The 25,102-nt window shown below is 55.5% G+C and carries 20 protein-coding genes; 14 read left to right on the forward strand and 6 right to left on the reverse strand.

Annotated elements, in window-relative coordinates; genetic code table 11:
• The first annotated feature begins 236 nt into the window (after positions 1-236).
• The 8 genes from ACL2XP_RS20080 to ACL2XP_RS20115 all read left to right on the forward strand — a co-directional run bounded on the left by ACL2XP_RS20080 (position 237) and on the right by ACL2XP_RS20115 (position 9,114).
• A complete protein-coding gene (locus ACL2XP_RS20080; protein WP_413734878.1) occupies positions 237-815 on the forward strand; it encodes a lipoprotein in 579 nt (192 codons plus the stop codon).
• A gap of 65 nt (positions 816-880) precedes the next feature.
• Complete coding sequence (ampG, locus tag ACL2XP_RS20085) at positions 881-2,368, forward strand: muropeptide MFS transporter AmpG (protein WP_413734880.1); 1,488 nt, start codon at positions 881-883, stop codon at positions 2,366-2,368.
• 407 nt (positions 2,369-2,775) lie between these two features.
• Positions 2,776-3,708, forward strand: coding sequence for a cytochrome o ubiquinol oxidase subunit II (gene cyoA / locus ACL2XP_RS20090; RefSeq protein WP_413734882.1), 933 nt, complete (start codon positions 2,776-2,778; stop codon positions 3,706-3,708).
• 5 nt (positions 3,709-3,713) lie between these two features.
• On the forward strand, positions 3,714-5,708 hold the full coding sequence (cyoB, locus tag ACL2XP_RS20095; protein ID WP_413734884.1) for a cytochrome o ubiquinol oxidase subunit I: 1,995 nt from the start codon (positions 3,714-3,716) through the stop codon (positions 5,706-5,708).
• Entirely contained in the window at positions 5,698-6,318 is a 621-nt protein-coding gene (locus ACL2XP_RS20100; RefSeq protein ID WP_413734886.1) for a cytochrome o ubiquinol oxidase subunit III, read from the forward strand. Before cyoB ends, ACL2XP_RS20100 begins: the two co-directional genes overlap by 11 nt.
• Positions 6,318-6,650, forward strand: a complete 333-nt coding sequence (locus tag ACL2XP_RS20105) for a cytochrome o ubiquinol oxidase subunit IV (RefSeq protein WP_413734888.1) — start codon at positions 6,318-6,320, stop codon at positions 6,648-6,650. The genes ACL2XP_RS20100 and ACL2XP_RS20105 overlap by 1 nt, the downstream gene beginning before the upstream one ends.
• 15 nt (positions 6,651-6,665) lie before the next feature.
• Complete coding sequence (gene cyoE / locus ACL2XP_RS20110; protein ID WP_413734889.1) at positions 6,666-7,556, forward strand: heme o synthase; 891 nt, start codon at positions 6,666-6,668, stop codon at positions 7,554-7,556.
• 193 nt (positions 7,557-7,749) lie between these two features.
• The gene (locus ACL2XP_RS20115) at positions 7,750-9,114 is read left to right on the forward strand and encodes an MFS transporter (protein ID WP_413734890.1); all 1,365 of its coding nucleotides are present in this window, start codon (positions 7,750-7,752) and stop codon (positions 9,112-9,114) included.
• A gap of 27 nt (positions 9,115-9,141) precedes the next feature.
• On the opposite strand, the gene ACL2XP_RS20120 is transcribed toward ACL2XP_RS20115, so the two are convergent.
• From ACL2XP_RS20120 to ACL2XP_RS20130, 3 genes are all read right to left on the reverse strand, one after another.
• Positions 9,142-12,888 carry a hypothetical protein gene (locus tag ACL2XP_RS20120; protein ID WP_413734891.1) on the reverse strand — a complete coding sequence of 1,249 codons (3,747 nt, stop codon included), beginning with the start codon at positions 12,886-12,888 and terminating at the stop codon, positions 9,142-9,144.
• 474 nt (positions 12,889-13,362) lie between these two features.
• Positions 13,363-14,313, reverse strand: a complete 951-nt coding sequence (locus ACL2XP_RS20125) for a VirK/YbjX family protein (RefSeq protein ID WP_413734892.1) — start codon at positions 14,311-14,313, stop codon at positions 13,363-13,365.
• Positions 14,314-14,494: 181 nt separating this feature from the next.
• Positions 14,495-14,986, reverse strand: coding sequence for a YajQ family cyclic di-GMP-binding protein (locus ACL2XP_RS20130; RefSeq protein ID WP_413734893.1), 492 nt, complete (start codon positions 14,984-14,986; stop codon positions 14,495-14,497).
• Between the two features lie 196 nt (positions 14,987-15,182).
• Here ACL2XP_RS20130 and panE point away from each other — a divergent pair, with 196 nt between their 5' ends.
• Together panE and yajL are read left to right on the forward strand one after the other, a co-directional pair.
• Positions 15,183-16,100 (forward strand): 2-dehydropantoate 2-reductase, encoded by a 918-nt coding sequence (panE, locus tag ACL2XP_RS20135; protein WP_413734894.1) that lies wholly within the window; start codon positions 15,183-15,185, stop codon positions 16,098-16,100.
• A complete protein-coding gene (gene yajL, locus ACL2XP_RS20140; protein WP_413734896.1) occupies positions 16,060-16,656 on the forward strand; it encodes a protein deglycase YajL in 597 nt (198 codons plus the stop codon). Before panE ends, yajL begins: the two co-directional genes overlap by 41 nt.
• Positions 16,657-16,730: 74 nt before the next feature.
• Here the strand turns inward: yajL and thiI are convergent, their stop codons facing one another.
• Positions 16,731-18,179, reverse strand: a complete 1,449-nt coding sequence (thiI, locus tag ACL2XP_RS20145) for a tRNA uracil 4-sulfurtransferase ThiI (RefSeq protein WP_413734897.1) — start codon at positions 18,177-18,179, stop codon at positions 16,731-16,733.
• A 222-nt stretch (positions 18,180-18,401) separates the two neighbouring features.
• Between thiI and xseB the strand changes: the two genes are divergently transcribed.
• The 3 genes from xseB to dxs are packed head-to-tail and all read left to right on the forward strand — an operon-like array spanning position 18,402 to position 21,445.
• Positions 18,402-18,644: an exodeoxyribonuclease VII small subunit gene (gene xseB, locus ACL2XP_RS20150; protein WP_413734899.1), complete on the forward strand. Its 243-nt coding sequence runs from the start codon at positions 18,402-18,404 to the stop codon at positions 18,642-18,644.
• A gap of 3 nt (positions 18,645-18,647) precedes the next feature.
• Entirely contained in the window at positions 18,648-19,544 is an 897-nt protein-coding gene (gene ispA, locus ACL2XP_RS20155) for a (2E,6E)-farnesyl diphosphate synthase (protein WP_413734901.1), read from the forward strand.
• Positions 19,545-19,582: 38 nt separating this feature from the next.
• Entirely contained in the window at positions 19,583-21,445 is a 1,863-nt protein-coding gene (gene dxs / locus ACL2XP_RS20160; RefSeq protein WP_413734902.1) for a 1-deoxy-D-xylulose-5-phosphate synthase, read from the forward strand.
• Positions 21,446-21,500: 55 nt separating this feature from the next.
• On the opposite strand, the gene ACL2XP_RS20165 is transcribed toward dxs, so the two are convergent.
• Together ACL2XP_RS20165 and ACL2XP_RS20170 are read right to left on the reverse strand one after the other, a co-directional pair.
• Positions 21,501-22,394 carry an inverse autotransporter beta domain-containing protein gene (locus tag ACL2XP_RS20165; RefSeq protein ID WP_413734904.1) on the reverse strand — a complete coding sequence of 298 codons (894 nt, stop codon included), beginning with the start codon at positions 22,392-22,394 and terminating at the stop codon, positions 21,501-21,503.
• 322 nt (positions 22,395-22,716) lie between these two features.
• Complete coding sequence (locus ACL2XP_RS20170; protein WP_413734906.1) at positions 22,717-23,973, reverse strand: dicarboxylate/amino acid:cation symporter; 1,257 nt, start codon at positions 23,971-23,973, stop codon at positions 22,717-22,719.
• Between the two features lie 138 nt (positions 23,974-24,111).
• Here ACL2XP_RS20170 and ACL2XP_RS20175 point away from each other — a divergent pair, with 138 nt between their 5' ends.
• Positions 24,112-25,086, forward strand: a complete 975-nt coding sequence (locus tag ACL2XP_RS20175) for an aldo/keto reductase (protein ID WP_413734907.1) — start codon at positions 24,112-24,114, stop codon at positions 25,084-25,086.
• The last annotated feature ends 16 nt before the right edge of the window (positions 25,087-25,102 follow it).

A 25,102-nucleotide genomic window follows, 5' to 3' on the forward strand; every position in this document is an offset into this window, starting at 1 on the left:
TAGCCATAGCACTATTGCCATAAATTTTTGTCTTAAAAAGCCGAAACTTCAGCTTTGACATTATATGAAGTTATCAAATTGTAAAAGAGACATTTTACGCCGTGCGCCGGCGGCGGCATCTGCAACCCCGCGTTGCATGATTTAACGCGATTATGATCTTCCCCCGGCGAACGGCGATGTTATGATGTGACCAATCTATTTCACCCCCGTGCATCTTAATGATTGAGAAGGCGATTATGCTGAAAAAAATAGTATTCCCCCTGTTGGCCGCGCTGCTGCTTGCCGGCTGTGCCGGTAACAGCAATACGCTGGAAGTGACGCCGAAGATTGAGCTGCCGCAGCAGGACCCTTCGATTATGGGCGCCACCGTCAGCATCAACGGCGCCGATCAACGTCCGGATCAGGCGCTGGCCAAAGTGAACCGCGACGGCCAGCTGGTGGTGCTTACCCCCTCGCGCGATCTGCGTTTTCTGTTACAAGAGGTGTTGGAAAAACAGATGACCGCCCGCGGTTATATGGTCGGGCCCAACGGCAATGTCGATTTGCAGATTATCGTCAACAAGCTGTTTGCCGATGTATCGCAGGGCAATGTGCGCTATAACATCACCACCAGCGCCGATATTTCCATCATCGCCCAGGCCCGCAACGGCAATAAGCAGATCAAGCATTATCAATCGGTCTATAATGTCCAGGGCGCGTTTACCGCCAGCAACCAAAAAATCACCAACGCGGTTAACAGCGTGTTAGGCGACGTCATCAGCGACATGGCGCAAGACACCAGCATCAGCACCTTTATCAAAGAAAACGCCAAATAATCTGTTTCATTCATCTGCCCGCTTCGCGGCGGGCAGATGCCGGTCTATATAATGAAAAGTAGCCAATGCCTAATCACTCGCTAAGCCTCGCCACCCTCACCCAGCCGCGATCGCTGATTTTATTGTGCCTGGGGTTCGCGTCGGGGCTGCCCCTGGCCCTGACCTCGGGTACGCTCCAGGCGTGGATGACGGTGGCCAACGTGGATTTGAAAACCATCGGCTTCTTTTCATTGGTAGGGCAGGCGTATGTCTTTAAATTCCTCTGGTCCCCGGTTATGGATCGCTATACTCCGCCGCTGTTTGGCCGGCGGCGCGGCTGGCTGATCATTACCCAATTGCTGCTGATCGCGGGCCTGATCGCCATGGGCGCCCGCGACCCGTCTCGCGACCTGGTCGCGCTGGCGCTGCTGGCGGTATGGGTGGCCTTTTGCTCCGCATCCCAGGACATTGCGTTCGATGCCTACAAAACCGATCTGCTGCCGGCGCAGGAGCGCGGCACCGGCGCCGCGGTTTCGGTCCTGGGCTATCGCATCGCGATGCTGGTATCCGGCGGGCTGGCCCTGTGGCTGGCCGACCGGTTACTGGGGTGGCAGGTCACTTATTGGCTGATGGCCGGCCTGATGCTGGTCGGCGTGGTGGTGGCATTCATCGCCCCCGAGCCGGACGACGCCATACCGGCGCCGCGCACGCTCGAACAGGCGATAGTCGAACCGCTGCGGGATTTCTTCGGCCGCAACAACGCCTGGCTGATCCTGATGCTGATCGTCTGTTATAAACTCGGGGATGCGTTTGCCGGCAGCCTGAGCACGACGTTCCTGATCCGCGGCGTCGGTTTTGCCGCCGGCGAGGTGGGGGTAGTCAATAAATCGCTGGGACTGATCGCCACGATTGTCGGTACCCTTATGGGCGGCTTGCTGATGCAGCGCCTGTCGCTGTTTCGCGCCCTGATGCTGTTCGGATTATTGCAGGCGGTATCCAATGCCGGCTATTGGGTGCTGGCGGTGACAGATAAGCATTTACTGACCATGGGCGCGGCGATTTTTGTGGAAAACCTGTGCGGCGGCATGGGAACGGCGGCCTTCGTGGCCCTGCTGATGACCTTGTGCAATAAATCCTTTTCCGCCACCCAGTTTGCCCTGCTTTCCGCCCTGTCAGCCATCGGCCGCGTCTACGTCGGGCCCGTCGCCGGCTGGTTTGTCGAGCTGCACGGCTGGGCCTGGTTTTACGTATTTTCCATCGTGGCCGCTTTTCCCGGGCTTATCTTGCTGGTATTGTGCCGCGATACGCTACGCTTCACCCAGGAAACCGGCGCATTTTTGCGCCGCGACAGCTTCGCCGTCCCCTATCGCTGGGCGCTGCGCCTGCTGGCCGCCGGCGCGGCATTACTCGGTGCGGGGCTGATCCTGCTGGTGCTTCAGGCCCTTGGCTGGATGCCGGTAACGCCCGCCACGGATTTATTATGGGAAAGCGGTGCCATCGTTCTGGCGTTGAGTATACTTACCGGATGCTGGTTTGATTTTTTAGCCCTGCAACGGTCCCGGGCGGCCGATTAAAAAGCTCGCCAAAAGGTATACGTAACCTATTTTTTTTGTTTCGGGATGCGATACGGTTTTTATGCCATCAGGGTGACAATTAAGCGGATTGATTATTTTTGACCGGACATATTGACTAACTTGTAGCTTATTTGTCGAAAAATGCTATCGTCTTGTTAATGCAATGATGCTAAAAACGCAGCGTTATTCTTTATCATGCCGATAAAACCGCAAAAGGTTTTTTTTGACTCTAAGCCTTTGTGCATATTCATGTTTTGTTATAGTTTAGCCAGCTTAAGATTTCATTTGCCAAAACCCGAAACATGTTTCTGACAAAACCTTAAGCGTGTTTACAGTACTGCAACCTTCCCGTAAAATGCCCACACACAAGAAACGACATTAGAGCCCTTTTTTATTGAGGTCGTTAGATGAGACTCAGGAAATACAATAAAACTTTAGGGATTCTGTCATTGGTTTGCGCCACGGCTCTTTTGAGCGGTTGCGATATGGCGTTAATGAATCCAAAAGGACAGATTGGACTGGAGCAACGTTCACTTATACTGACCGCCCTTGGGCTGATGCTATTAGTGGTTGTGCCTGCAATCGTGATGGCGGTTGTCTTTGCCATCAAATATCGCGAATCCAATACCCAGGCAACGTACAGCCCCAACTGGTCCCATTCGAGCAAAGTGGAACTGGTGGTCTGGACCGTACCGATCCTGATCATTATTTTCCTGGCGATCCTTACCTGGAAATCAACCCACGCGCTGGACCCGAACAAGCCGATCGCCTCCGAAGCCAAGACGATAACCATCCAGGTGGTCGCGATGGACTGGAAGTGGTTGTTTATTTATCCGGAACAGGGCATCGCCACCGTCAACCAGATAGCCATCCCCAAGGATGTGCCGATCCGGTTCCAGATCACGTCCAACTCGGTAATGAACTCCTTCTTTATTCCCCGGCTGGGGGGGCAGATTTACGCCATGGCGGGAATGAATACCACCTTGCATCTCATCGCCAATGAACCCGGCACCTATGACGGTTTTTCCGCCAGCTTCAGCGGCCGCGGCTTCTCGGGGATGAAATTCAAGGCCATCGCCACGCCGGATCGGCAGGGCTTTGACGATTGGGTCCAGAAGGTCAAGGCTTCACCGGAGACCCTCACCACCATGGATGCCTATGAACAGTTGGCGGCGCCCAGTGAATATAATCCGGTTGAATTTTTCTCCAGCGTTAAACCTGATTTGTACAATGAGGTGATTGGCAAATTCATGGGCAAGGGGAAGAGCATGGACATGACCCAGAAAGAGGGAATGGACATGAGCATGAGTGAGCACTCTCACGCAGGAACCGAGGAATAAATAGCATGTTTGGAAGATTAACGCTGGATTCGGTTCCGTACCACGAACCGATCATCATGATCACCGTCGCCGCCATTATCGTTATCGGCGCGGCGCTGGTCGGCGCCATAACCTATTTCGGCAAGTGGCAGTATTTGTGGAGTGAATGGTTCACGACGGTCGATCATAAAAAAATCGGCGTGATGTATATGATCGTGGCGTTTGTCATGCTGCTGCGCGGCTTCGCCGACGCCATCATGATGCGCTCGCAGCAGGCGCTGGCCTCCGCCGGCGAGGCGGGGTTCCTGCCGCCGCACCATTACGATCAGGTGGTGACCGCCCACGGCGTCATCATGATTATCTTCATGGCCACGCCGTTCGTGGTCGGCCTGATGAACCTGGCGGTGCCGCTGCAAATCGGCGCCCGCGACGTCGCCTTCCCGTTCCTGAACTCGCTGAGCTTCTGGTTCTTTTTTGTCGGGGTGATCTTAGTCAACGTATCCCTGGGCGTGGGTGAATTCGCCCAGACCGGCTGGGTGGCGTATCCGCCCTTGGCGGGGACGGAGTACAGCCCCGGCGTAGGGGTGGATTATTGGATATGGAGCCTGCAAATATCGGGGCTGGGCACCACGCTGACCGGCGTTAACTTCTTCGCGACCATCCTGCGGATGCGCGCGCCGGACATGCCGATGATGAAAATGCCGGTGTTCGTCTGGACCGCATTGTGCACCAACGTGCTGATTATCGCCGCCTTCCCGATTTTGACCGTCACCATCCTGTTGCAGACACTGGATCGCTACATCGGCACCCATTTCTTTACCAATGATATGGGTGGCAACATGATGATGTATGTCAACCTGTTCTGGGCCTGGGGCCATCCTGAAGTGTATATCCTGGTCCTGCCGGCGTTCGGCGTGTTTTCGGAGGTGGTGGCCACCTTCTCGAAGAAGCGGCTGTTCGGCTATACGTCGCTGGTATGGGCGACTATCGCCATCACCATCCTGTCGTTCTGCGTCTGGCTGCACCACTTCTTCACCATGGGGTCCGGGGCCAACGTCAACGCGTTCTTCGGCTTGATGACGATGATTATCGCCATTCCCACCGGGGTGAAAATATTCAACTGGCTGTTCACCATGTACCAGGGGCGGATCGTCTTTAACTCCGCCATGCTGTGGACCGTCGGTTTTATCATCACCTTCTCCATCGGCGGGATGACCGGCGTGCTGCTGGCGGTGCCCGGCGCCGACTTCGTCTTGCATAACAGCCTGTTCCTGATCGCCCATTTCCATAACGTGATTATCGGCGGCGTGGTATTCGGCTGCTTTGCCGGCATGACCTACTGGTGGCCAAAAGCCTTCGGCTACACCCTCAATGAAAAATGGGGTAAACGCGCGTTCTGGTTCTGGATTATCGGTTTCTACTTTGCCTTTATGCCGCTGTATGTCCTGGGCTTTATGGGCATGACCCGACGCCTGAGCCAGCAGATCGATCCGCAATTCCATGCGTTGCTGATGGTGGCGGCCTTCGGGGCGGCGCTAATCGCCCTGGGCATTTTGTGCCAGTTGATCCAGGTGGTGCTGAGCGTGCTGCAACGGGATCAGAACCGCGATTTGACCGGCGACCCATGGGGCGGCCGTACGCTGGAATGGGCAACGTCCTCACCGCCGCCGTTCTACAACTTCGCGGTAATTCCGCCGGTAAACGAGCACCGGGACGCCTTCTGGCAGATGAAGGAAGACGGCACCGCCTACGTGCAGCCCAAGGTCTACGAACCGATCCATATGCCGAAAAATACCGGCGCGGGCGTAGTTATCGCGGCATTTAGCCTGGTCTTCGGTTTTGCGATGATCTGGTATATCTGGTGGCTGGCGATTATCGGCTTCGCCGGCATGATCGTCACCTGGATTGTGCATAGCTTCAATGAAGACGTGGATTACTACGTGCCCGTCGCTGAAGTGGAACGCATCGAGAACCGTCATTTCAAAGAAATTAGCGAAGCGGGCCTGAACAATGTCAACTGAGACTCTACATAATCACGATCACGTAAATGCCCATGCCGCGCATGGGCACCACGACGCCGGGTCCATCAAGGTATTCGGCTTCTGGATCTACCTGATGAGCGACTGTATTTTATTCGCCACGCTGTTTGCGACCTATGCCGTGCTGGTTAACGGCACCGCGGGCGGCCCATCGGGTAAGGATATTTTCGATCTGCCGTTTGTGCTGGTGGAAACCTTCTTCCTGTTATTCAGCAGCATCACCTACGGCATGGCGATCCTGGCCATGAACCGGGGCGACAAGAGCCGGGTCACCGTCTGGCTGGGGATGACCTTCCTGTTCGGACTGGGCTTTATCGCCATGGAGCTTTATGAGTTCCATCATTTGATCGGCGAAGGTTTCGGCCCGGATCGCAGCGCGTTCCTGTCCGGCTTCTTTGCCTTGGTCGCCACGCACGGTATCCACGTCACCTCCGGCCTGATTTGGATATTGGTCATGATAACGCAGGTTTCCCGGCGTGGGCTGACCGCCACCAACCAGACGCGGTTGATGTGCCTGAGCCTGTTCTGGCATTTCCTTGACGTGATCTGGATCTGCGTATTCACCGTGGTTTATCTGATGGGGGCCATTTAATGAGTCATGCAACGACGGGACAAGGCGGCGCCAGCCACGGCAGCCTGAAATCCTATTTAACCGGTTTTGTACTGTCGATTATCCTGACGGTGATCCCCTTTGTCATGGTGATGAACGGATCGGCGAGCAAAACCACGCTGATTGTGGTCCTGGCACTCTGCGCCATAGTCCAGATTATGGTTCACCTGATTTATTTCCTCCATCTGGACTCAACTTCCGAACAGCGGTGGAATGTAGTGGCGCTGGCTTTTGCCGCATTAATCATCGCTATCCTGGTTGTGGGTTCCTTATGGGTTATGTGGCATCTCAACTACAACTTGATGAGCCATTAAAAGAGCGTGCCCCTGATGATTAAGCAATACCTGCAAGTAACCAAACCAGGAATTATTTTTGGTAATTTGATTTCTGTGATCGGCGGATTTCTACTGGCCTCCAAAGGCCAGATAGATCATGCCCTGTTTCTCGCCACCCTGGTCGGTGTCTCGCTGGTGGTCGCTTCGGGTTGTGTCTTTAACAACTTCATTGACCGTGACATCGATAAAAAAATGGAAAGGACCAAGAACCGGGTCCTGGTGAAAGGACTCATCTCGCCGAAAGTTACCCTGGTTTACGCAACGGTGCTGGGTATTGTCGGTTTTGTATTGCTCTATCGGGCGGCGAATCCGCTGGCCATGTGGCTGGCGGTGATTGGTTTTATCGTATATGTGGGCGTGTATAGCCTGTATATGAAGCGCAAATCGGTCTACGGTACGCTGATCGGCAGTCTTTCCGGCGCCGCGCCGCCGGTCATCGGGTATTGCGCCGTCAGCAATCAGTTCGATATGGGCGCCTTGATCCTGCTGCTGATTTTCAGCCTGTGGCAAATGCCCCATTCTTATGCCATTGCGATTTACCGCTTCAAGGATTACCAGGCGGCGTCCATTCCGGTATTGCCGGTAAAACGCGGCATTTCGGTGACCAAACACCATATTACCTTATATATCATCGGGTTTATGGTGGCCACGCTAATGCTGACGCTGGGCGGTTACGCGGGGTATAAATATTTTATCGTCGCGGCCGCGGTGAGCGTTTGGTGGCTGGGCATGGCATTGCAGGGTTATAAATCCGCCAATGACGACAAGGTGTGGGCGCGTAAGCTGTTTTTGTTCTCCATCGTCGCCATAACGTCGCTAAGCGTCATGATGTCCGTGGATTTTATGGTTCCAGCCAGCAATAGCTTATTGTCATATGTCTGGTGATAACACCGCTACGATCTTCGGCTGACATCGCTCCGGCGCTGTCAGCCCCCTCCCCCGCCGCCGTTGCAATGATAGATGCCGTCATATCGCCGCCCAGCCCACCGGTAACCTGTTACATCTGCTAAAGGACGTTTCGTTTACCGACGGCCGATTATGGAATTAAAATAGCCGCGGTAAATCTGTCGAGGTATCAATGAACGATAATAAAATGACCGGGATCGAGTTGCGCGCTACCTGGGGTTTGGGTACCGTGTTCTCGCTGCGGATGCTGGGCATGTTTATGGTATTGCCGGTGTTGACCACCTACGGCATGGCATTGCAGGGAGCAAGCGAAGCGTTAATCGGCCTGGCGATTGGGATTTACGGCCTGGCGCAGGCCATTTTCCAACTGCCGTTTGGTTTGATCTCCGATCGCGTCGGCCGTAAGCCGCTGATTGTCGGCGGGTTGCTGGTTTTTGCCCTCGGCAGCGCGATTGCCGCTCTCACCGATTCGATTTGGGGCGTGATCCTGGGACGCGCCCTGCAGGGTTCGGGAGCGATTGCCGCCGCGGTGATGGCGCTACTATCGGATTTGACCCGCGAACAGAATCGCACCAAAGCCATGGCGTTTATCGGCGTGAGCTTCGGCGTCACCTTCGCCATCGCCATGGTGCTTGGCCCCATTATTACCCATGCCCTGGGGCTGCATGCGCTGTTTTGGGGGATCGCCATACTGGCGCTGGGGGGCATCGTCATCACCCTGCTGGTGGTGCCGGCCGCCGACTCCCACGTACTTAACCGCGAGTCCGGCATCGTTAAGGGCAGCTTTGCCAACGTCTTGGCCAACGGCCAATTGCTCAGGCTGAATTTCGGCATTTTTTGCCTGCATGCTTTATTGATGTCCAGTTTCGTCGCCCTGCCGCCGATGATGGCGCAAGCGGGCCTGGCCCCCGCCGATCATTGGAAAGTCTATTTGGCCACCATGCTGGTTTCTTTTGCCGCGGTGGTGCCCTTTATCATTTATGCCGAGGTCAAGCGGCGTATGAAGCGGGTATTCATGGGCTGCATCAGCGTGCTGATACTGGCGGAAATCGTGTTGCTCAGCGCCGGCCAGCATCTGTGGGCCCTATTTGCCGGGCTACAGCTGTTTTTCCTGGCGTTTAATGTGATGGAGGCTATTCTGCCGTCCTTGATCAGCAAGGTGGCGCCGGCCGGGTATAAAGGTACCGCCATGGGCGTTTACTCCACCAGCCAATTCCTGGGTGTCGCCGCGGGCGGCAGCCTGGGCGGCCTGTTATATCAATGGGACGGCGGGTGGCTGGTATTTACATTCGGCGCCGCGGTGGCGCTGGTATGGTGGGCGGTGAGTCTCAGCCTGCAAGAACCGCCTTATGTCAGCAGCCTGCGCCTCACCCTTTCGGCGCTGGCGGTCAATGACGGCGGCCTTGAGCAGCGGCTAAAGGCGCAGCCGGGCGTTACCGAGGTGGTCGTCGTGCCCGAAGAGCAAAGCGCCTACGTCAAGATTGATACTAAACGCACCAGCCGCCATGAGCTGGAACGTTTAGTGGATGCGCTATGACATCTCCGCGCCATAACGGTTTGGCCGTTATGGCAATGGCCGCGGCGTTTCAATATTGATGCTGGCGGCGCCTGAAAATAAATTCTTCGCTTGCGCGGGCAATTCGTCCAGCTCCTCCAGCACTACGCCAATCCTGACCTGGGGATAGATGAATTCCGATTCCGCCCGCATCAGGCTCATGCCCTTAACCCGGAAATAGGTATGGGGAGGATAGAGATATTCAATTTCATGGATCACGGCGCTGGCCGCCAGGGGCAGCAACGGCATGCACCGTTTGGCAGTGACGATTTTATAGATAATCATCGCCTTGAGCCCCGGTTCGCCAAAGGGGCCATCCTCCGCCGTTTGTTCCGCAAACAGGCGGATAAAACCATCATCGGCCGACACGCTCATAAACTGCGGCGCATTGGTGACGATATCACCCACGTTGATACCGCTGCCCCAGGGAATAGCGTGGCGTGTACGGTATATGGCAATACGCAGGTACTCCCCCTGTTGCCTGGGGATCGGGCCGCGCAGCGCATTGGTAAGTCCGGTGAATACCGCATGCTCTGGCGCGGTAAACGGCTCGCCGCTGCTGAGTTTCTGGTTAATCTCTACGTTAATCGGTAACTTACCCAGCACGGCAAGATTAAGGGAGCCATCGCTATACCCGCGCGAATCATCTTCGATCAACGTCCAGGTACGTACCGCCTCTTTCTCCGCGGGAGACAAACGGGCAAACGCCCGTTCGTAGTCGCTGGCGTCAATCGCCTCCTGGCTTACCCGAATACGGTGCTCGGGGAATAAAAGCGTTTCGCTGCCGCGATCGCCATATGTCTCAATATGGAAATTATTTTCCAGGTATTTGTTCTGCCGCCAGTACGTCCGCCATTGCGCCCGATCTTTGACATCGGCCAGCGAGCGGCTTTCAGCCGGCGCAGGCGCCGGGTCCGGCCGAGTATATAACCTCACTCGTTTGCTATGTACGTGGCGAGGCGTATCCCTCGCCGGCGTTGACGCCAACCATGCCCGGCCCTGGGCCGGGGCGCCCCGGCCGCTTAACCCCTGGGTCAGCAGATTATGCAGCCTGTCGGCGAAAGGCGCGGGAATCCGTTCTAGCGTCTGGCCGGCCGAAAGGGTGTACTTTATGCCAAAGACGTCGCCGGTTTGTTGATTAATGCGCAGATAGACGTCTTTGCCATGATACTTATCGCCCGCCAGGCGGGTGACCGGAAGACGAAGCCGGGTGCCCGGCAAGATAGCCGTTTCGTAACGAAAACTTGCCGCCGTTACTTGCCGGACCGTCAGCGCGCTTTCAAGCCGGGGCAGTATTTTTTGCATAAACTCACCTTGCTTCTTCATGGCCCTGACCGCGTCCGCCACCCGTTTAACGGCAGCCAGCCCTAATCGTCCCGGCAGCGCCAGACCGGGATCAAATAGCTGAACAATATTGATTCCCAAGCTGGTCAGGGTTGCGCGGTTAAGCAAGGCTTTGGTAGGCAGCATGGCATAGTTGGCTAAATCGTTGATACCGGCCAGTCCCGCCTCCCTGATGCTTTGCCGGCCGGCGAAACTGCTCATGACGTGATGCAGCGCCATCCTTCCCCCCTTACCGAAGTTCATGGCGGCCCGGCCGGCCAACCCGAGGCCCATGTGTAATAAAGGCAGAATACCAACGGCATCAAAGGCGCAGGCTACAATGGCTTCTTCCCGCTCGCCGGCCAGTGAAGACTTAATGCAGTCATGAAAGGGAATCAGGGATCGCAGGAAGCCGGTCACTTTTTCCGCCAGAGTGGCTTCGAAGCCGCTATGATACAGGTTTTTGATTACCAAGGCCTTATGCCGCTGGCTCAGCCGGTGCGCGGCCGTCCCCACCGGCCGGCCTTGGCCTTTTAACGTCCCGCGGCCGCTGGTTGTCAGTATCAGACGCATGTTGCCGTCTGCGGCCAGCGAGGCGTCAAAATTTTTAATTAAGGAATAATACCGCCCTACATCTCGATCTATGCGCTGCAGGACATACTGCTCTCCCTGTATAAGCAACGCATATATCCGCTCTGCGCGATCTTTCTTCGCCGCAATGATCTCCACGTGGTCTTTGATAATGAACCGATGATACGCCGAACACTCCAAATAACCCCAGGGCATGTTCGATAATACCCGATGCGTAAAACTCGCGTTCATGCTGATCAATTCCGCTGCATTGAGATAGGCATAATCATCGGGGCCGATTGCGTTAAATGCCGCATTAATCATAACGTCGTCCACCGCCGCGAACGCGCTGGCCAACTCATGTATCCGCGCCATATATATCCGATCAAGGTCAGGCAATCTCAGGTGCTTGGCGGCATCGGGAATGTCGAGAACCGTGCATGGGACTTCGCCGATCGCTTCTTTGTATTGATTAATTAAAAGTGGAAGCCGCACCCGATCCGTTATATTACAGACTGACCCCAGAATCTCTTCCGCCAGCTGGGTGCGGTTTTTATAATTATGCAGCGCAATGGAATAAAAACGAAAGGGATCGGCTTTAGCATTTAATTTATCGCAATCTAGAAAATATTTTTCCAGTATCAATGGCCTGATGCCCCCGGAATGAATAATATCGTCAACCTCCACCGCCTGGCCGCCAGCGAAACGGGTTCTAATATGGTGGAATATGGCCGGTATCATAAACACTTGATTCCACTCGGAGTCCAATATATTTTCACGCAGCAATGACTCAAAAAAAATGCCCATCTGGAGCAGATAGGCTGCGGACGGCTCATTGGTTTCCAGACCTGCGGCCAGGCTAAACGCCGCGCCGGCATGCAAGTATCCCCATTCGAGAGTGCCAATGGCATATTCTTGCAGCAGGGGATGCCGCTCCTCAAAGGTGAATAACGGCATGACCGGTAAAATAAGATTAGCATTAATATAGTTAATGGCGTCCGGGCTTAATCCGGCGTTTCCGGCAGGCGGTTGGCCGCTTTCCAGGCCATGGTCGGTTATGCGAGCCAAGAGCATTAAACGAAAATGTCCCGCCGCCCTGCTTATTTCGATGGGCTTAGCGGTGATATTCCGGCTATAAGCGATAAATGCCTCAGCCAGGACCCCGCAAATACCATGCTGGCTTAACTCGGCGCCGATCCACCGGTTAACGGTTTTGCGTTGGCGGTCCGCCGTCATGTCCTCACCGGTTTTGGCGCCAAAATAACCTGAATGTTTCAGTATCCGCCTGGCGACCGTTGACAAGCCATGGGGGTGCTGCCGGATAAAATCGATAGCGCCATTAATTAACGCATTGCTATCCCCTGCTGGTTGCCGGGTAGTCTGTCCATGAAGTTGCAAAAAACCACCGAGATTACGTTCAGCCAACGCCCGGGAAGGCAAATATAAATCGCTGATATCCGCGGTACCCCTCCTGATTCGGGAACGAGGAGGGCCGTCTGGCAATAAAAGCGGTTCGGGCATGGCCGGGCTGACGGTCGCCGATGTTGCCGGCAGGATGGCGGACCGGGCGCCGATGGGCATTGCCGACCCGGCGAGGGCGGAGACAGAGGCTCCGCCCGGCCCTGCCGCATAGAGCCCCGACGCGGCGTCGGGCAGCTGTCCCATGGCATACAGTAATTTCAGCATGATATTTTTCGGGGTATTTTTGCCCAGCATTAATGGACGCAATACCGGCGTATTACCACCATGCTGAATGGACTTAAGCGCAGCGAATAAATTATCGGCTTCGCGTTTTTCTTGTGCAGAGGATAGAGATGAATAGATATCATGGTAAATAGTATTTTCAGCCGCCGTTGAGTTCATTATGCCGCCCCATTAAATGGTGTTTATTTAAATATTACTTACTAAAAAACATACAAGAAGAAAAAGTGCAAATCACATTAATGAAATATTATTTTTATGACGCAGCTTAAGCATAAAAAATAAATAATTTTAGGATTGGTTTTATCAAGAAAATCATCGCTAGCAGTGATGCATTATAAATATATAATAATTATTATTGGAATTTATATAATAGCTGGGGATTTATTTGAGGATACTGGCGCCCTGCCACCGGAGGCCGCTATGGAGGGTTTGGCGCCCGTCCCTGCTGCGGACGCCGACCTGGGTCAGCACTCTAGATCAACAGCTTGCAGATCAACAGTTTGCAGATCAACAGCCTGCAGATCAACAGATTGCAGATCAACACCCTGCATCCGCACCCAACACCAGTACCCTACATTAGCGCTTCGGGACAGGGCGCGGGTAGCGTCGCTATTGGCTGGCGGCGCTAAGTATTTATATTAAAGCGCTTAGTTGCCGTGCCAGGTCGTCCAGCAGCAGATAGCGTTTTCGGTATTCCGAGCGTTTTTTGCTGGCGATGTCTTCAATACCTTTTCTTGGTAAGCTTAGCGGAACATCATACAAAGAACTGGAGTATGGCGTGGCGCTTATCGAGTCCCAGAATTCATTATAGCTGGCGAGAAACACCGTTCTTTTACGATGGCGATAACGCAGGCTGCGAAATATATGAGATCGATCGTTCACCGCTAAAATACGCTTAATTCCCCACTGCCCGGCCATCAGCTGCAGGCATTCAATAAGCATACGCTTGGGAAACAAACCGTAGCATGCCTTGGTCGCCAATTTAATGGTTTCATGCGGCGTATCGCGATGGGCGCCCTGCAGACCGCCTATGACCAGGGCGCGGCCCGCGGGGCGGCTGGTTACGCTGAACGTCAACGCCGCCAGACGGATGTCGTCCATGTCGAAAAACAGGGTGGCCTCGCCTTCGCGCTCGGATTTTCCGAGCGATCCCAGGCGCAGGGTGAACATTTCGCCTTCCTTGCCGCTGAAGGCCGCCACCACGTCCCCGGTCTGGCTGAGAAAAGCGTTGCGTACTGCGCTGTTGGCAATATTTTCAACAAAATTATAATGGCTGAGCAACGTCGCGCAGCGTTGTGACGCGGGCAATCCCAGGTAAAGATAGGGTTTGTGGACTTTTTCCGCCAAAGTGGTCTGCACGCTGAACGCCTTCTGCCATAGCGGGTCGGCGGCGATATTGGCCAGCACGTTCAAGGTCTGCACAGGATAGATTAAAGTGCGGACGGCATATTTAGCGCGGAAGACGACCTTGCGCCACTGCCCATGCGGCACATATTTCCCGCGCAGCAGATCATTTAATAGCCTGAGGCCGCTGGTGTTATTGTATCCGGTTGCATTTAGTTCGTTAAGAGGTGAATGTTCCATGCCAGCGCGCTTATTTCTTGCCAGGGAAATAAATACGCTAGCACCTATATATTAAACCAAACCGCAATGAAAAATTAAGGAATGAAAACCGGAGCAACAAAAACCTTTTTGTTTATCTCCGGTTTATTATTGGTAGTGATGCGCTTATTCGAACCGCTGCCCGGCAAGCCCACCGGCAGGGTTAATCGCGGAAGTTAGTAAACTGGAACGGCTGCCCCAATTCGCCGCCCTTGACCAGAGCCATCGCGCCCTGCAGATCGTCGCGGGATTTACCGGTGACGCGCACCTGCTCGCCCTGGATTTGCACCTGCACTTTCAGTTTGCTGTCCTTGATTAATTTCACCAGCTTCTTGGCCAGCGTAGTTTCGATGCCCTGCTTGAGTTTTGCTTCAACGCTATAGGTTTTGCCGCTGCGGCCCAGTTCATCGGGTAATTCGATGGCGCCGCCCTCTATGCCGCGCTTTGCCAGTTTTTCGCGCAAAATTTCCACCAGCTGCTGTACCTGGAAATCGGATTCGCTGGTGGCGGTGATGGTTTGATCTTTTTCATTCAGCTCAAAGCTTGCGGGAACGTTACGAAAATCCCAGCGCGTGGTTAACTCGCGGCTGGCGTTTTCCACCGCATTACGAACTTCCTGCATATCTATTTCTGAAACGATATCAAATGAGGGCATAATGTTTCTCCGGCTGCCATTCTTCGGTAAGCATCATACCTGCTTGGTTTGCCAGATACAAAATACTGTGCGCGGGGCGGGGACGGCCCCGATAGGCTCGATACGACCCTTACAGGGCAGCGATAATGTCTATAATCAATATCAATCGGAATGCAGTAGCCGGTGGTTGGCGTAATCTAAGCAAAGGTCAGGGAACATGAATATTACCGTTCTGGGTTGTGGCGCCATTGGCCAACTTTGGCTGGCGGGGCTGTATCGTCAGGGGCATACGCTCCAGGGATGGCTGCGCGTGCCGCAACCCTTCTGCAATGTCGATGTGGTATCTCCGCTGGGGGAAGAAATGCGTTATCAGCTCCCCGCCAATAATACTGCTCAACTGGCAAACTGCGATTTGCTGCTGGTAACCCTGAAAGCCTGGCAAGTATCCGGGGCGATCCGCACCTTGCTGCCGCAGCTCAAGCCAGATTGCGCCATTTTATTGCTGCATAACGGGCTGGGCACCCGCGAGGAACTGCCCGCCCTGACCCAGCCGCTATTGCAAGGCATTACCACCCATGCGGCCTACCGCAGCGATAGCGGCAGCATCATCCATGTCTATGACGGCACGACGCGTATCGGCCCGCTCTCGGCCAATGCGCAATCCATCAGCTATTTGGCGGAGGTGCTGCACGACGCGCTGCCCGATGTCGCCTGGCACAACAATATCGCCGCGCCCTGCTGGATCAAACTGGCGTCTAATTGCGTGATTAATCCGCTGACGGCGGCGTATGGATGCCGTAACGGCGAAATTGAACAATACAGCGAAGAAATCGAGGCGTTGTGCCGGGAAGTGGCGATGGTAATGGATCGAGAAGGTTATCATACCTCTTATGAAAGCCTGCTGTTTTACGTAGGGCAAACGATCAAAAGCACCGCGGGCAACACCTCCTCGATGCTGCAGGATATTCGCGCCCAGCGCCATACGGAAATCGATTATATCAACGGCTATTTATTGCGGCGGGCGCGGGCGCACGGCCTGAACGTGCCGGAAAATCAGCGCCTCTATGAATTGATCAAACAGAAGGAAGACCATTATGAGCGTCTCAGCCCTGGTATGTCTGGCGACTGGGAGTGAAGAAACCGAAGCGGTTACCGTCATGGATTTGCTGGCGCGGGCCGGTTTCCGGGTAACCAGCGCCAGCATCGACCCGGTAGGCACCCTGGAGGTGCGCTGTTCGCGCGGGGTGCGTTTGCTGGCGGACCTGCCGTTATCGGCGCTGGCCGATCGGCCGTTTGATGTGATCGTGCTGCCGGGGGGCATCAAAGGCGCCGAGGGGCTGCGCGACAGCCCCCTGCTGATATCCTGCGTGCGCCGCCAGCAGCAGCAGGGCAAACTGACGGCGGCGATTTGCGCGGCGCCGGCGGTGGTATTGGCGCACCACGATTTGTTCCCCGGCGCCGCGATGACCGGTTTTCCGGCGTTAAAAGATCGTATTCCCGCCGGGGCATGGCGCAATGAACGCGTGGTTTACGACGCCGAGGCCAATTTGGTTACCAGCCAGGGGCCGGCGACGGCGATGGATTTTGCCCTGAAAATTATCGCGATCCTGGCGGGCAATGAACAAGCGGCGGAGGTGGCGGCGCAGTTGGTGTTGCCGGAAGGTATCGATGATTACCGGCGCCAAGCCTGATTCGCGCCGGGAAATAACGCAACGGCCCGCCGCGGCCGCGGATAAAGGGCGCGGCCGCGGCGCAGTACAGGTAGTTAAGGACGGTATACTTTAACGTTAAGGAAACCCTGTTCACGCAGGTACAGCGCCTGTAGCCGGCTCATTACGCCCCGGTCGCAATAGAGCAGATAAGACTTACTCTGGTCAAGGGAGCCGAATTGGGTGCCAAGTTTGTAAAACGGCAGCGCTTGTACGGCGATATTATCCATCAGCAGCGGCTGGCTTTCCTGTTCATCCACCGAACGGATATCCAGCACGACCTCGTCGTCGCCCACCTGCGCGGCGGTTTCCACTTCCACCACGTCCTGGCGGGTCTGCTCGATGATTTCGCGAATATCGATGCTTTGCGCGTCGGCTACCGCGGTTTCCAGCACGGCAAAGTCAAACTGCGTTTCTTCCTTTTCGATCCGGTGTTTAACGGCTTTGACGGTGGGGCTTTTAGAGATCACGCCGCAGTATTCCGGCATGGTTTTGGCAAATTCCTCGGTGCCGATCGCGCGGGCCATATTGATGATCTGCTCTTTATCGTGGGAGATCAGCGGCCGCAAAATCAGGGTATCGGAAACATTGTCAATCAGGCGCAAATTAGTCAGGGTCTGGCTGGATACCTGTCCGAGCGCCTCGCCGGTCACCAGCGCCTGGATGCCGAAGCGCTCCGCCATCTGCGAAGCCGCGCGCACCATCATGCGCTTGAGCACCACGCCCATCTGGCCGTCATCCACTTTTTCCAGGATTTCACCCACCACCGCGGCAAAATCAATGGCGATAAAACGCACCCGGTGGGAGCTGCCGAAACGGCTCCATAAATGATGAGCCACCTGCCTGACGCCGATTTCATGCGCCGCGCCGCCAAGATTAAAGAAGCAGTAATGCACCCGGCAGCCGCGGCGCATCAGCATATAGCTGGAAACGCCGGAGTCGAAACCGCCGGAAATCAGCGATAGCACATCTTCCTGTGTGCCGATGGGGAACCCGCCGATGCCTTCAAAGCGATCGGTAATCAGCAGCAGGCGATCGTCTTCGATTTCCAAATGCACCGTTTCTTGCGGATGGTTGAGCTGGACGCGGGTGCCCGCCACATTCTGGTTCAGGCCGCCGCCGACATAACGCTCCACGTCCTGCGACGTAAAATCATGGATGCCGCGGCGTTTAACCCGTACGCAAAAGGTTTTACCCACCAGGCGATCGTGATTGAGGGCCAGCGTTTGTTCATAGATGTCATGCATATCCGCGTAAGAGTGATCTTCTACCGCCAGGACATGATGGATGCCGGGAATACGGGTTAAGGCATCGCATATGACCGGCCGCAGGCTCTCGTTTTTCGACCGTACGATGATATGATCCCAGTGACGCACGACCGCCAGCGATTCATCATGATGTTTTAAGATGTTGCGAATATTGGTGGTGAGGATTTTAATAAAGCGCAATCTGACGGATTGACTCTTTATAGTGATTTCCGGAAACAGTTTGATGATAAACTTCATGGCGATTGTCGTTATGTGATCAGAAAAGGGCAACGTAGCGGAACACGTCATATAATATGTTATAGGTAATATCGGCGCCGCGGCCCGGGTATTGCCCATAGCATTCGAGGCGCGAAGTATAACACTTTCCGCCGCGGGAATGAGGCCCTATTTGCTTATCGCCGCACTCTGGGCTAACGTTGTTGGTTTTGTTATGCCCGGCTCACCATAGTTGAAAAATTTATGCCAAAAAAAGCAGAACAACCCGCCAGTTTTGAAACTGCGCTGAAAGAATTGGAACTTATCGTCACCCGCCTGGAATCGGGGGAACTCCCGCTGGAAGACGCCCTCAACGAATTCGAGCACGGCGTGCAGTTGGCGCGCCAGGGCCAGCAGACCTTGCAGCAGGCCGAGCAGCGCGTGCAGATCTTGCTCAATGACGACGCCGCCGCGCCGCTGACGCCCTTCACGCCGGACGCGGAATAAACTATGGACTTTGCGCTGCAACTCCTGGCTAGCCATGAGCGGGTCGACCGGGCGCTGGATCGTTTTTTCGCCCCGCTGAGCAACCGGGAACCGCTGGTGCAAGCCATGCGCCATGGGGCGCTGTTGGGCGGCAAACGCCTGCGTCCGTTCCTGGTCTACCGCACCGGAGAGTTGTTCGGCCTGCCCCCCGACGTCCTGGACGCCCCGGCGGCGGCGGTAGAGTGCATCCACGCCTATTCGCTGATCCATGACGATTTGCCGGCGATGGATAATGACGATCTGCGGCGCGGTCAGCCGACCTGCCATATTAAATTCGGCGAAACCACCGCCATCCTGGCCGGCGATGCGCTGCAAACCCTGGCATTCTCCATTCTGGCGGACACGCCGATGCCTTCGGTGGCGGCGCGAGACCGGCTGCTGATGGTCTCGGCGCTGGCCCAGGCCAGCGGCGCGGGCGGCATGTGCCTCGGCCAGGCGCTGGATCTGGCGGCGGAGGAACGTCCGGTAAGCCTGCCGGAACTTGAGACCATCCATCGCCACAAAACCGGCGCCCTCATCCGCGCGGCGGTGAAATTGGGCGCTCTGGCCGCCGGCGAGCCGGGACACCGGGCGCTGCCTTATCTGGATCGATATGCCGCCGCCATCGGCCTGGCGTTTCAGGTGCAAGACGACATTCTCGATGTGGTGGGCGACACCGCGACGCTGGGCAAGCGCCAGGGCGCCGATCAACAACTGGGTAAAAGCACCTATCCGGCGCTGCTGGGGCTTGATAACGCGCGGGCCAAAGCGCAGGATCTGTTCCAGGAATCATTAGCATCCTTAGAGAATGTCGCGGCCCTGGGCTATGATACGTCTACTTTGATAGCGTTGGCGCGGTTTATCATTGAACGCGATAAGTAACAGAATGCGCTTTTTTTCACCTCGGATATGAGTAATCAATGAGCCTTGACTTAACCAAGTACCCGACACTGGCATTAGCTGAAATTCCGGCGGAACTGCGTCTGCTGCCCAAGGAGAGTTTACTCAAGCTTTGCGATGAACTGAGGCAATTTCTGCTAGACAGCGTCAGCCGATCCAGCGGCCATTTCGCGTCGGGGCTGGGTACCGTGGAGCTCACCGTCGCCCTGCACTATGTCTACAACACCCCGTTCGATCGGGTGGTGTGGGACGTGGGTCATCAGGCTTATCCGCACAAGATCCTGACCGGGCGCCGCGAGCGTATCGGCACCATTCGTCAAAAAAACGGGCTGCACCCTTTCCCGTGGCGCAACGAGAGTGAATATGACGTGCTGTCGGTCGGCCACTCCTCCACCTCCATCAGCGCCGGGCTGGGCATGGCGGTGGCCGCGGAGCATGAAGGCCTGGGCCGGCGCACGGTCTGCGTGATTGGCGACGGCGCGATCACCGCCGGCATGGCGTTTGAAGCCATGAACCATGCCGGGGACATCAAATCGGATCTGCTGGTGATTCTCAACGACAATGAAATGTCGATTTCCGAAAACGTCGGCGCGCTCAATAACCATCTGGCGCAAATCCTTTCCGGTAAGCTTTACTCCACCCTGCGCGAAGGGGGTAAGCGGGTGCTGTCCGGCATTCCTCCCATTAAGGAACTGGTCAAGCGCACCGAAGAACATATCAAAGGCATGGTGGTGCCGGGCACGCTGTTCGAGGAACTGGGTTTTAATTATATCGGTCCGGTGGACGGGCATGACGTGCTGGGGCTGGTGCATACCCTGAAAAATATGCGCGCCATGAAAGGCCCGCAGTTCCTGCATATCATGACCAAAAAAGGGAAAGGCTACGCCCCGGCGGAACAAGATCCCATCGGCTGGCACGCCGTGCCTAAATTCGATCCGGCCATCGGCACTTTGCCGAAAAGCGCCGGCGGTTTGCCGACCTATTCCGAAATTTTCGGCAATTGGCTATGCGAAACGGCGGCCGGCGACGCCAAATTGATGGCCATCACGCCGGCGATGCGTGAAGGTTCCGGCATGGTGGCGTTTTCCCGCCGCTATCCCGGCCAATATTTCGATGCGGCGATAGCCGAACAGCATGCGGTGACCTTCGCCGCCGGTCTGGCGATTGGTGGCTACAAACCGGTGGTGGCGATTTATTCCACGTTTTTGCAGCGCGCTTACGACCAATTGATCCATGATGTGGCCATCCAGAATCTGCCGGTAATGTTCGCCATCGATCGCTGCGGCATCGTGGGCGCCGACGGGCCGACCCATCAGGGGGCGTTTGATTTATCCTATCTGCGCTGTATCCCCAATATGGTGATTATGGTTCCCAGCGATGAGAACGAGTGCCGGCAGATGCTGCATACCGGTTACCATTATGACCGCGGGCCGTCGGCGGTGCGCTATCCGCGCGGCAGCGGGACCGGCGCGGCCTTTTTGCCGCTGGCGTCCCTGCCGATCGGCAAAGGAACGATCCGCCGCCAGGGAGAAAAAATCGCCATTCTCAACTTCGGCACCCTATTGTCCGAAGCGGCCATCGTGGCGCAGCGGCTGAACGCTACGCTGGTGGATATGCGTTTTGTCAAACCCCTGGACGAGGCGTTGCTGGCGGAGTTGGCCGCCAGCCATGAAGTCCTGGTGACGCTGGAAGAAAATGCCGTCATGGGCGGCGCCGGCAGCGGGGTGAACGAATTCCTCATGCATAAACGCCTGATGATCCCGGTATTGAATATCGGCCTGCCCGATCGCTTTATCCCCCAGGGGTCCCAAGCGGAAATCCGCGCCGACGTGGGCCTGGACAGCGCGGGCATCCTGAGACAAATCGAGCGCTGGCTGGCGTAAGGGACCTGCCGAACGCCCCGCCCCCCAGTGCGGCCAACTGCGGCCTAGCGCTTGCCTAATGCTGGTAATCCAGCAAGACGTTGCCGTTGCGCTCCACCGGATCGAAGCGGCTGACCGGTAGCCTGCGCGCCGAATCCACCGCCGACGGATCGATTTGATATTGCCACGTTTCGCCCAGGCGGTAGGTAAACCGTATCCCGATATGACTATCGCTGTTTCTGGCGCTGCCCTTGCGATGATCGACCCCGAAGGTCAGCAAGGGGATCGGGGTATATGTCAGGCCGCCGGTGGCCGCGCGCAGATTATCCAACCGGTTTTCTTTGCCAAACAACGCCACATTGTCGGCCATATATTGTTCAAAAATCAGCCTGACTCCCAATTGCGGATAGGCCGGCAAGTAAGCCTCGGCCCGGATATCATAACCATTGGCCGGACGCTCCGCGTTATTGGCAAAATCACGGGACGGATGCCAGTCCCCGCTGCGCAAATAGAGATTGGCCGACAATTTCAAATAATGGGTCCCTATTTCGCCACCCACCCCTGAACGCCGGTTGCCGCCGGTGACATCATCATCAAAAAAAGTATTGAGGCCAAACATCCAATTATTCACCAATGTGCGCACGCCGGCCACGATATTATAAGTATCCCGGCTCGCGCGGCGGCGGCCGCTCAACTGGGTGATAAACAGCGTTTGGCCGCTGTCGTATACGGGCACCAGCAGATCGATGGAGCGGTCGTCCAGATGAATATCCTCATCGACGTTGAACTGCGCCCTGGCGCTACCCCAATGGCTGAACCAGCCGGTATCGCCGGCGGCGGCCCTGGCATCGGCCGCCGCCGGCGCGCCGTCCCGGGCGAAGGCGGTCCCTGACAAGGCGATGCCCAGCAGCCACGGCAGCCCGCGGCAAATAATCCCTGCATAATTTTCCTTAACGTTAATTAACCGCATAAAGATCACCTCCGGGGTTAAAATACCTGGCGATAAAATAAAAAGCATAATAAACACGGCTAACAAGCCAATGCTAAATAATAAAACATGCTCGCATATATTAATTATTTTAATTTATTAGCGTGTTTGTTATTTTTAATAATTGTCGGAATTGTTATTATCATAATATAGATATTTTAATTAAAATAATAATTATTTTATTTATGTAATTTAATTAAACTAACAGGATAAAAAACCGAATAAAGCATTAGCGCATTTAATTAAAGCCGGCAGACCCGCCGCCCGGGCGGGTCTGGCTTTTACGCATGGGGGAATAAAGCGTTTAATGATTGCCCTGTAATTGCGCCTCGGCAACCTGCTCCACGTCGGGCCGCGACAGCATGGCGGTGGCAATGCCGTTACCCAACACATTGATGCCTGAGCGCCCCATATCCAGCACATGGTCGATACCCATCAGCAGCAAAATGCCCGCCACCGGAATATTGAAACTGGGGATAGTGGCCGCCAATACCACCAGGGCGGAGCGCGGGACGCCGGCAATGCCCTTGGACGCCAGCATCAGGGTCAGCATCAGCATGGCGATTTCAGACCCGGTCAGCGTGATGTTATAAGCCTGGGCGATAAACATGGCGGCGAAGGAACAGTAGATCATCGAACCAACCAGATTAAAGGAGTAACCAAGCGGCAAAACAAACGACGCGATATTGTTCGGGCACCCGAAGCGGCGCAGTTGCTCCAGCGTCTTGGGATAGGCGGCTTCCGAACTGCTGGTGGTAAACGCCAGCAGTACCGGCTCTTTAAGCAGGCTTAACAGGCGGAAGGTGGCGGATTTAAGCACCAGATAACAAAAGGCGATCATCAGGATGCAGCACAGCACAATCGCCAGATAATAACCGCCGATAAACGAGGCGTAGCTTTTGAGGATGCCCAGCCCTTCGTTGGCGATAACCGATGATACCGCGGCGAAAATAGCGATCGGCGCCATATACATGACATAACCGGTAACTTTGAGCATGATGTGGGAGACCACATTCAGGCCGTCCGCCAGCGGTTTGTTGAATTTTTCCCCCAGCGACGCGCCGGCGATGCCGAAAAACAGCGAAAACACCACGATTTGCAGGATTTCATTATGCCCCATGGCATCAACGATGCTGGTGGGAAAAGTATGGGCGATAAACGTTTTGAAGGACATGCCGCTGGCGGCCAAGCCGGTGTCCACGGCCTGGGCCGGGATTTGCAGGTTCAGCCCGGCGCCGGGCTGCATGATGCTGACCACCGCCAGCCCCAGTAAAATGGATACCGCGGAAGAGGAGATAAACCAGATGAATGCCTTGCCGCCCAGGGCGCCGATGGCCGAGGTATCGCCCATATTCATGATACCCACCGTCAGGGTGGTAAATACCAGCGGGGCGATGACCATTTTAATCAGGCGCAGGAAAATATCGGTGAATAATGCGATGGTATCGGCATATTCGCGAGCGTTTTCCACCGAGGCAAACTGGTGTACCAGGGCACCCATGATGATGCCCAGTACCATGAATACCAGGATGAAAGTGGTCAGTTTGTTCGATTTGGACATAATTTCTCGCCGCTCAGTTACCTGAAGCGTTTATTGTGGTAAAGGGTTGAGGTTAAGTTGCATAATCATCCTTAATCAACGGGCAACATTCCATGTAATGAGTCAAAAAAAAGCGGATAAATCATTGAGGAGAAGAATATGCAGTTTACCACGCTTGGCCAAACCAATCTTCGGGTATCCCGCCTGTGTTTGGGTTGTATGACTTTTGGCGAACCGACCCGGGGCAAACACGCCTGGACCTTGCCCGAAGAGAGTTCCAGGCCGCTTATCCAGCAGGCATTGGATTTAGGCATCAATTTTTTCGATACCGCCAACAGCTATTCCGACGGCAGCAGTGAAGAGATCGTCGGCCGGGCGTTAAAAGACTTTGTTCAGCGCGACCAGATCGTGCTGGCCACCAAAGTCTTTTTCCCCATGAGCAATCTGAGCGGCGGCCTGTCGCGCGCCAATATCATGCAATCCATCGACGACAGCCTGACCCGCCTGGGCACCGATTATGTCGATCTGCTGCAAATCCACCGCTGGGATTACGATACGCCTCTGGAAGAGACGCTCGAAGCGCTGCACGATGTGGTGAAATCCGGCAAGGCGCGCTATATCGGCGCATCGTCAATGTATGCATGGCAATTCGCCCGGGCGCTCTATACGGCGGATTTACACGGATGGACACGCTTCGTCAGCATGCAGGATCAATACAATCTGATCCAGCGTGAAGAAGAGCGTGAAATGCACCCGCTATGCCTGGCGGAAAATATTGCGGTATTGCCCTGGAGCCCGCTGGCGCGCGGCAGGCTGACGCGGCCCTGGGGTGAAACCACCGCGCGCGAGGCCTCCGATGAGGTCAGCAAAGCGCTTTACGATAGCAGCTATGAGGCCGACGGCCGCATAGCCGAACGGGTATCGGTGATTGCCGATAACCTGGGGCTCTCGCGGGCGCAGGTGGCCCTGGCATGGGTATTGAGCAAACCGGCGGTAACCGCACCCATTATCGGCGCGTCGCGCGCCGAACAACTGGACGATCTGGCGGCGGCCGTGGACATCACGCTTGATGCGCAGGATCTCGCCGAACTGGAAACCGCCTATACCCCGCACTACCCGGCGGGTTTTAAATAACCCCGGCCCGGGCGGG

This window comes from Sodalis sp. RH21 (assembly GCF_047324175.1).
Taxonomy (GTDB): Bacteria; Pseudomonadota; Gammaproteobacteria; order Enterobacterales; family Enterobacteriaceae; genus Acerihabitans.

Coding starts and splice junctions, on each gene's coding strand:
- ACL2XP_RS20105 (WP_413734888.1), top strand. CDS start 6,318: ATGAGTCATGCAACGACGGGACAAGGCGGCGCCAGCCACGGCAGCCTG.
- cyoE (WP_413734889.1), top strand. CDS start 6,666: ATGATTAAGCAATACCTGCAAGTAACCAAACCAGGAATTATTTTTGGT.
- dxs (WP_413734902.1), top strand. CDS start 19,583: ATGAGCCTTGACTTAACCAAGTACCCGACACTGGCATTAGCTGAAATT.
- thiI (WP_413734897.1), bottom strand. CDS start 18,179: ATGAAGTTTATCATCAAACTGTTTCCGGAAATCACTATAAAGAGTCAA.
- ACL2XP_RS20080 (WP_413734878.1), top strand. CDS start 237: ATGCTGAAAAAAATAGTATTCCCCCTGTTGGCCGCGCTGCTGCTTGCC.
- ACL2XP_RS20100 (WP_413734886.1), top strand. CDS start 5,698: ATGTCAACTGAGACTCTACATAATCACGATCACGTAAATGCCCATGCC.
- cyoB (WP_413734884.1), top strand. CDS start 3,714: ATGTTTGGAAGATTAACGCTGGATTCGGTTCCGTACCACGAACCGATC.
- cyoA (WP_413734882.1), top strand. CDS start 2,776: ATGAGACTCAGGAAATACAATAAAACTTTAGGGATTCTGTCATTGGTT.
- yajL (WP_413734896.1), top strand. CDS start 16,060: ATGAGCGTCTCAGCCCTGGTATGTCTGGCGACTGGGAGTGAAGAAACC.
- xseB (WP_413734899.1), top strand. CDS start 18,402: ATGCCAAAAAAAGCAGAACAACCCGCCAGTTTTGAAACTGCGCTGAAA.
- ACL2XP_RS20125 (WP_413734892.1), bottom strand. CDS start 14,313: ATGGAACATTCACCTCTTAACGAACTAAATGCAACCGGATACAATAAC.
- ACL2XP_RS20115 (WP_413734890.1), top strand. CDS start 7,750: ATGAACGATAATAAAATGACCGGGATCGAGTTGCGCGCTACCTGGGGT.
- ampG (WP_413734880.1), top strand. CDS start 881: ATGCCTAATCACTCGCTAAGCCTCGCCACCCTCACCCAGCCGCGATCG.
- ACL2XP_RS20175 (WP_413734907.1), top strand. CDS start 24,112: ATGCAGTTTACCACGCTTGGCCAAACCAATCTTCGGGTATCCCGCCTG.
- ACL2XP_RS20170 (WP_413734906.1), bottom strand. CDS start 23,973: ATGTCCAAATCGAACAAACTGACCACTTTCATCCTGGTATTCATGGTA.
- panE (WP_413734894.1), top strand. CDS start 15,183: ATGAATATTACCGTTCTGGGTTGTGGCGCCATTGGCCAACTTTGGCTG.
- ACL2XP_RS20120 (WP_413734891.1), bottom strand. CDS start 12,888: ATGAACTCAACGGCGGCTGAAAATACTATTTACCATGATATCTATTCA.
- ispA (WP_413734901.1), top strand. CDS start 18,648: ATGGACTTTGCGCTGCAACTCCTGGCTAGCCATGAGCGGGTCGACCGG.
- ACL2XP_RS20130 (WP_413734893.1), bottom strand. CDS start 14,986: ATGCCCTCATTTGATATCGTTTCAGAAATAGATATGCAGGAAGTTCGT.
- ACL2XP_RS20165 (WP_413734904.1), bottom strand. CDS start 22,394: ATGCGGTTAATTAACGTTAAGGAAAATTATGCAGGGATTATTTGCCGC.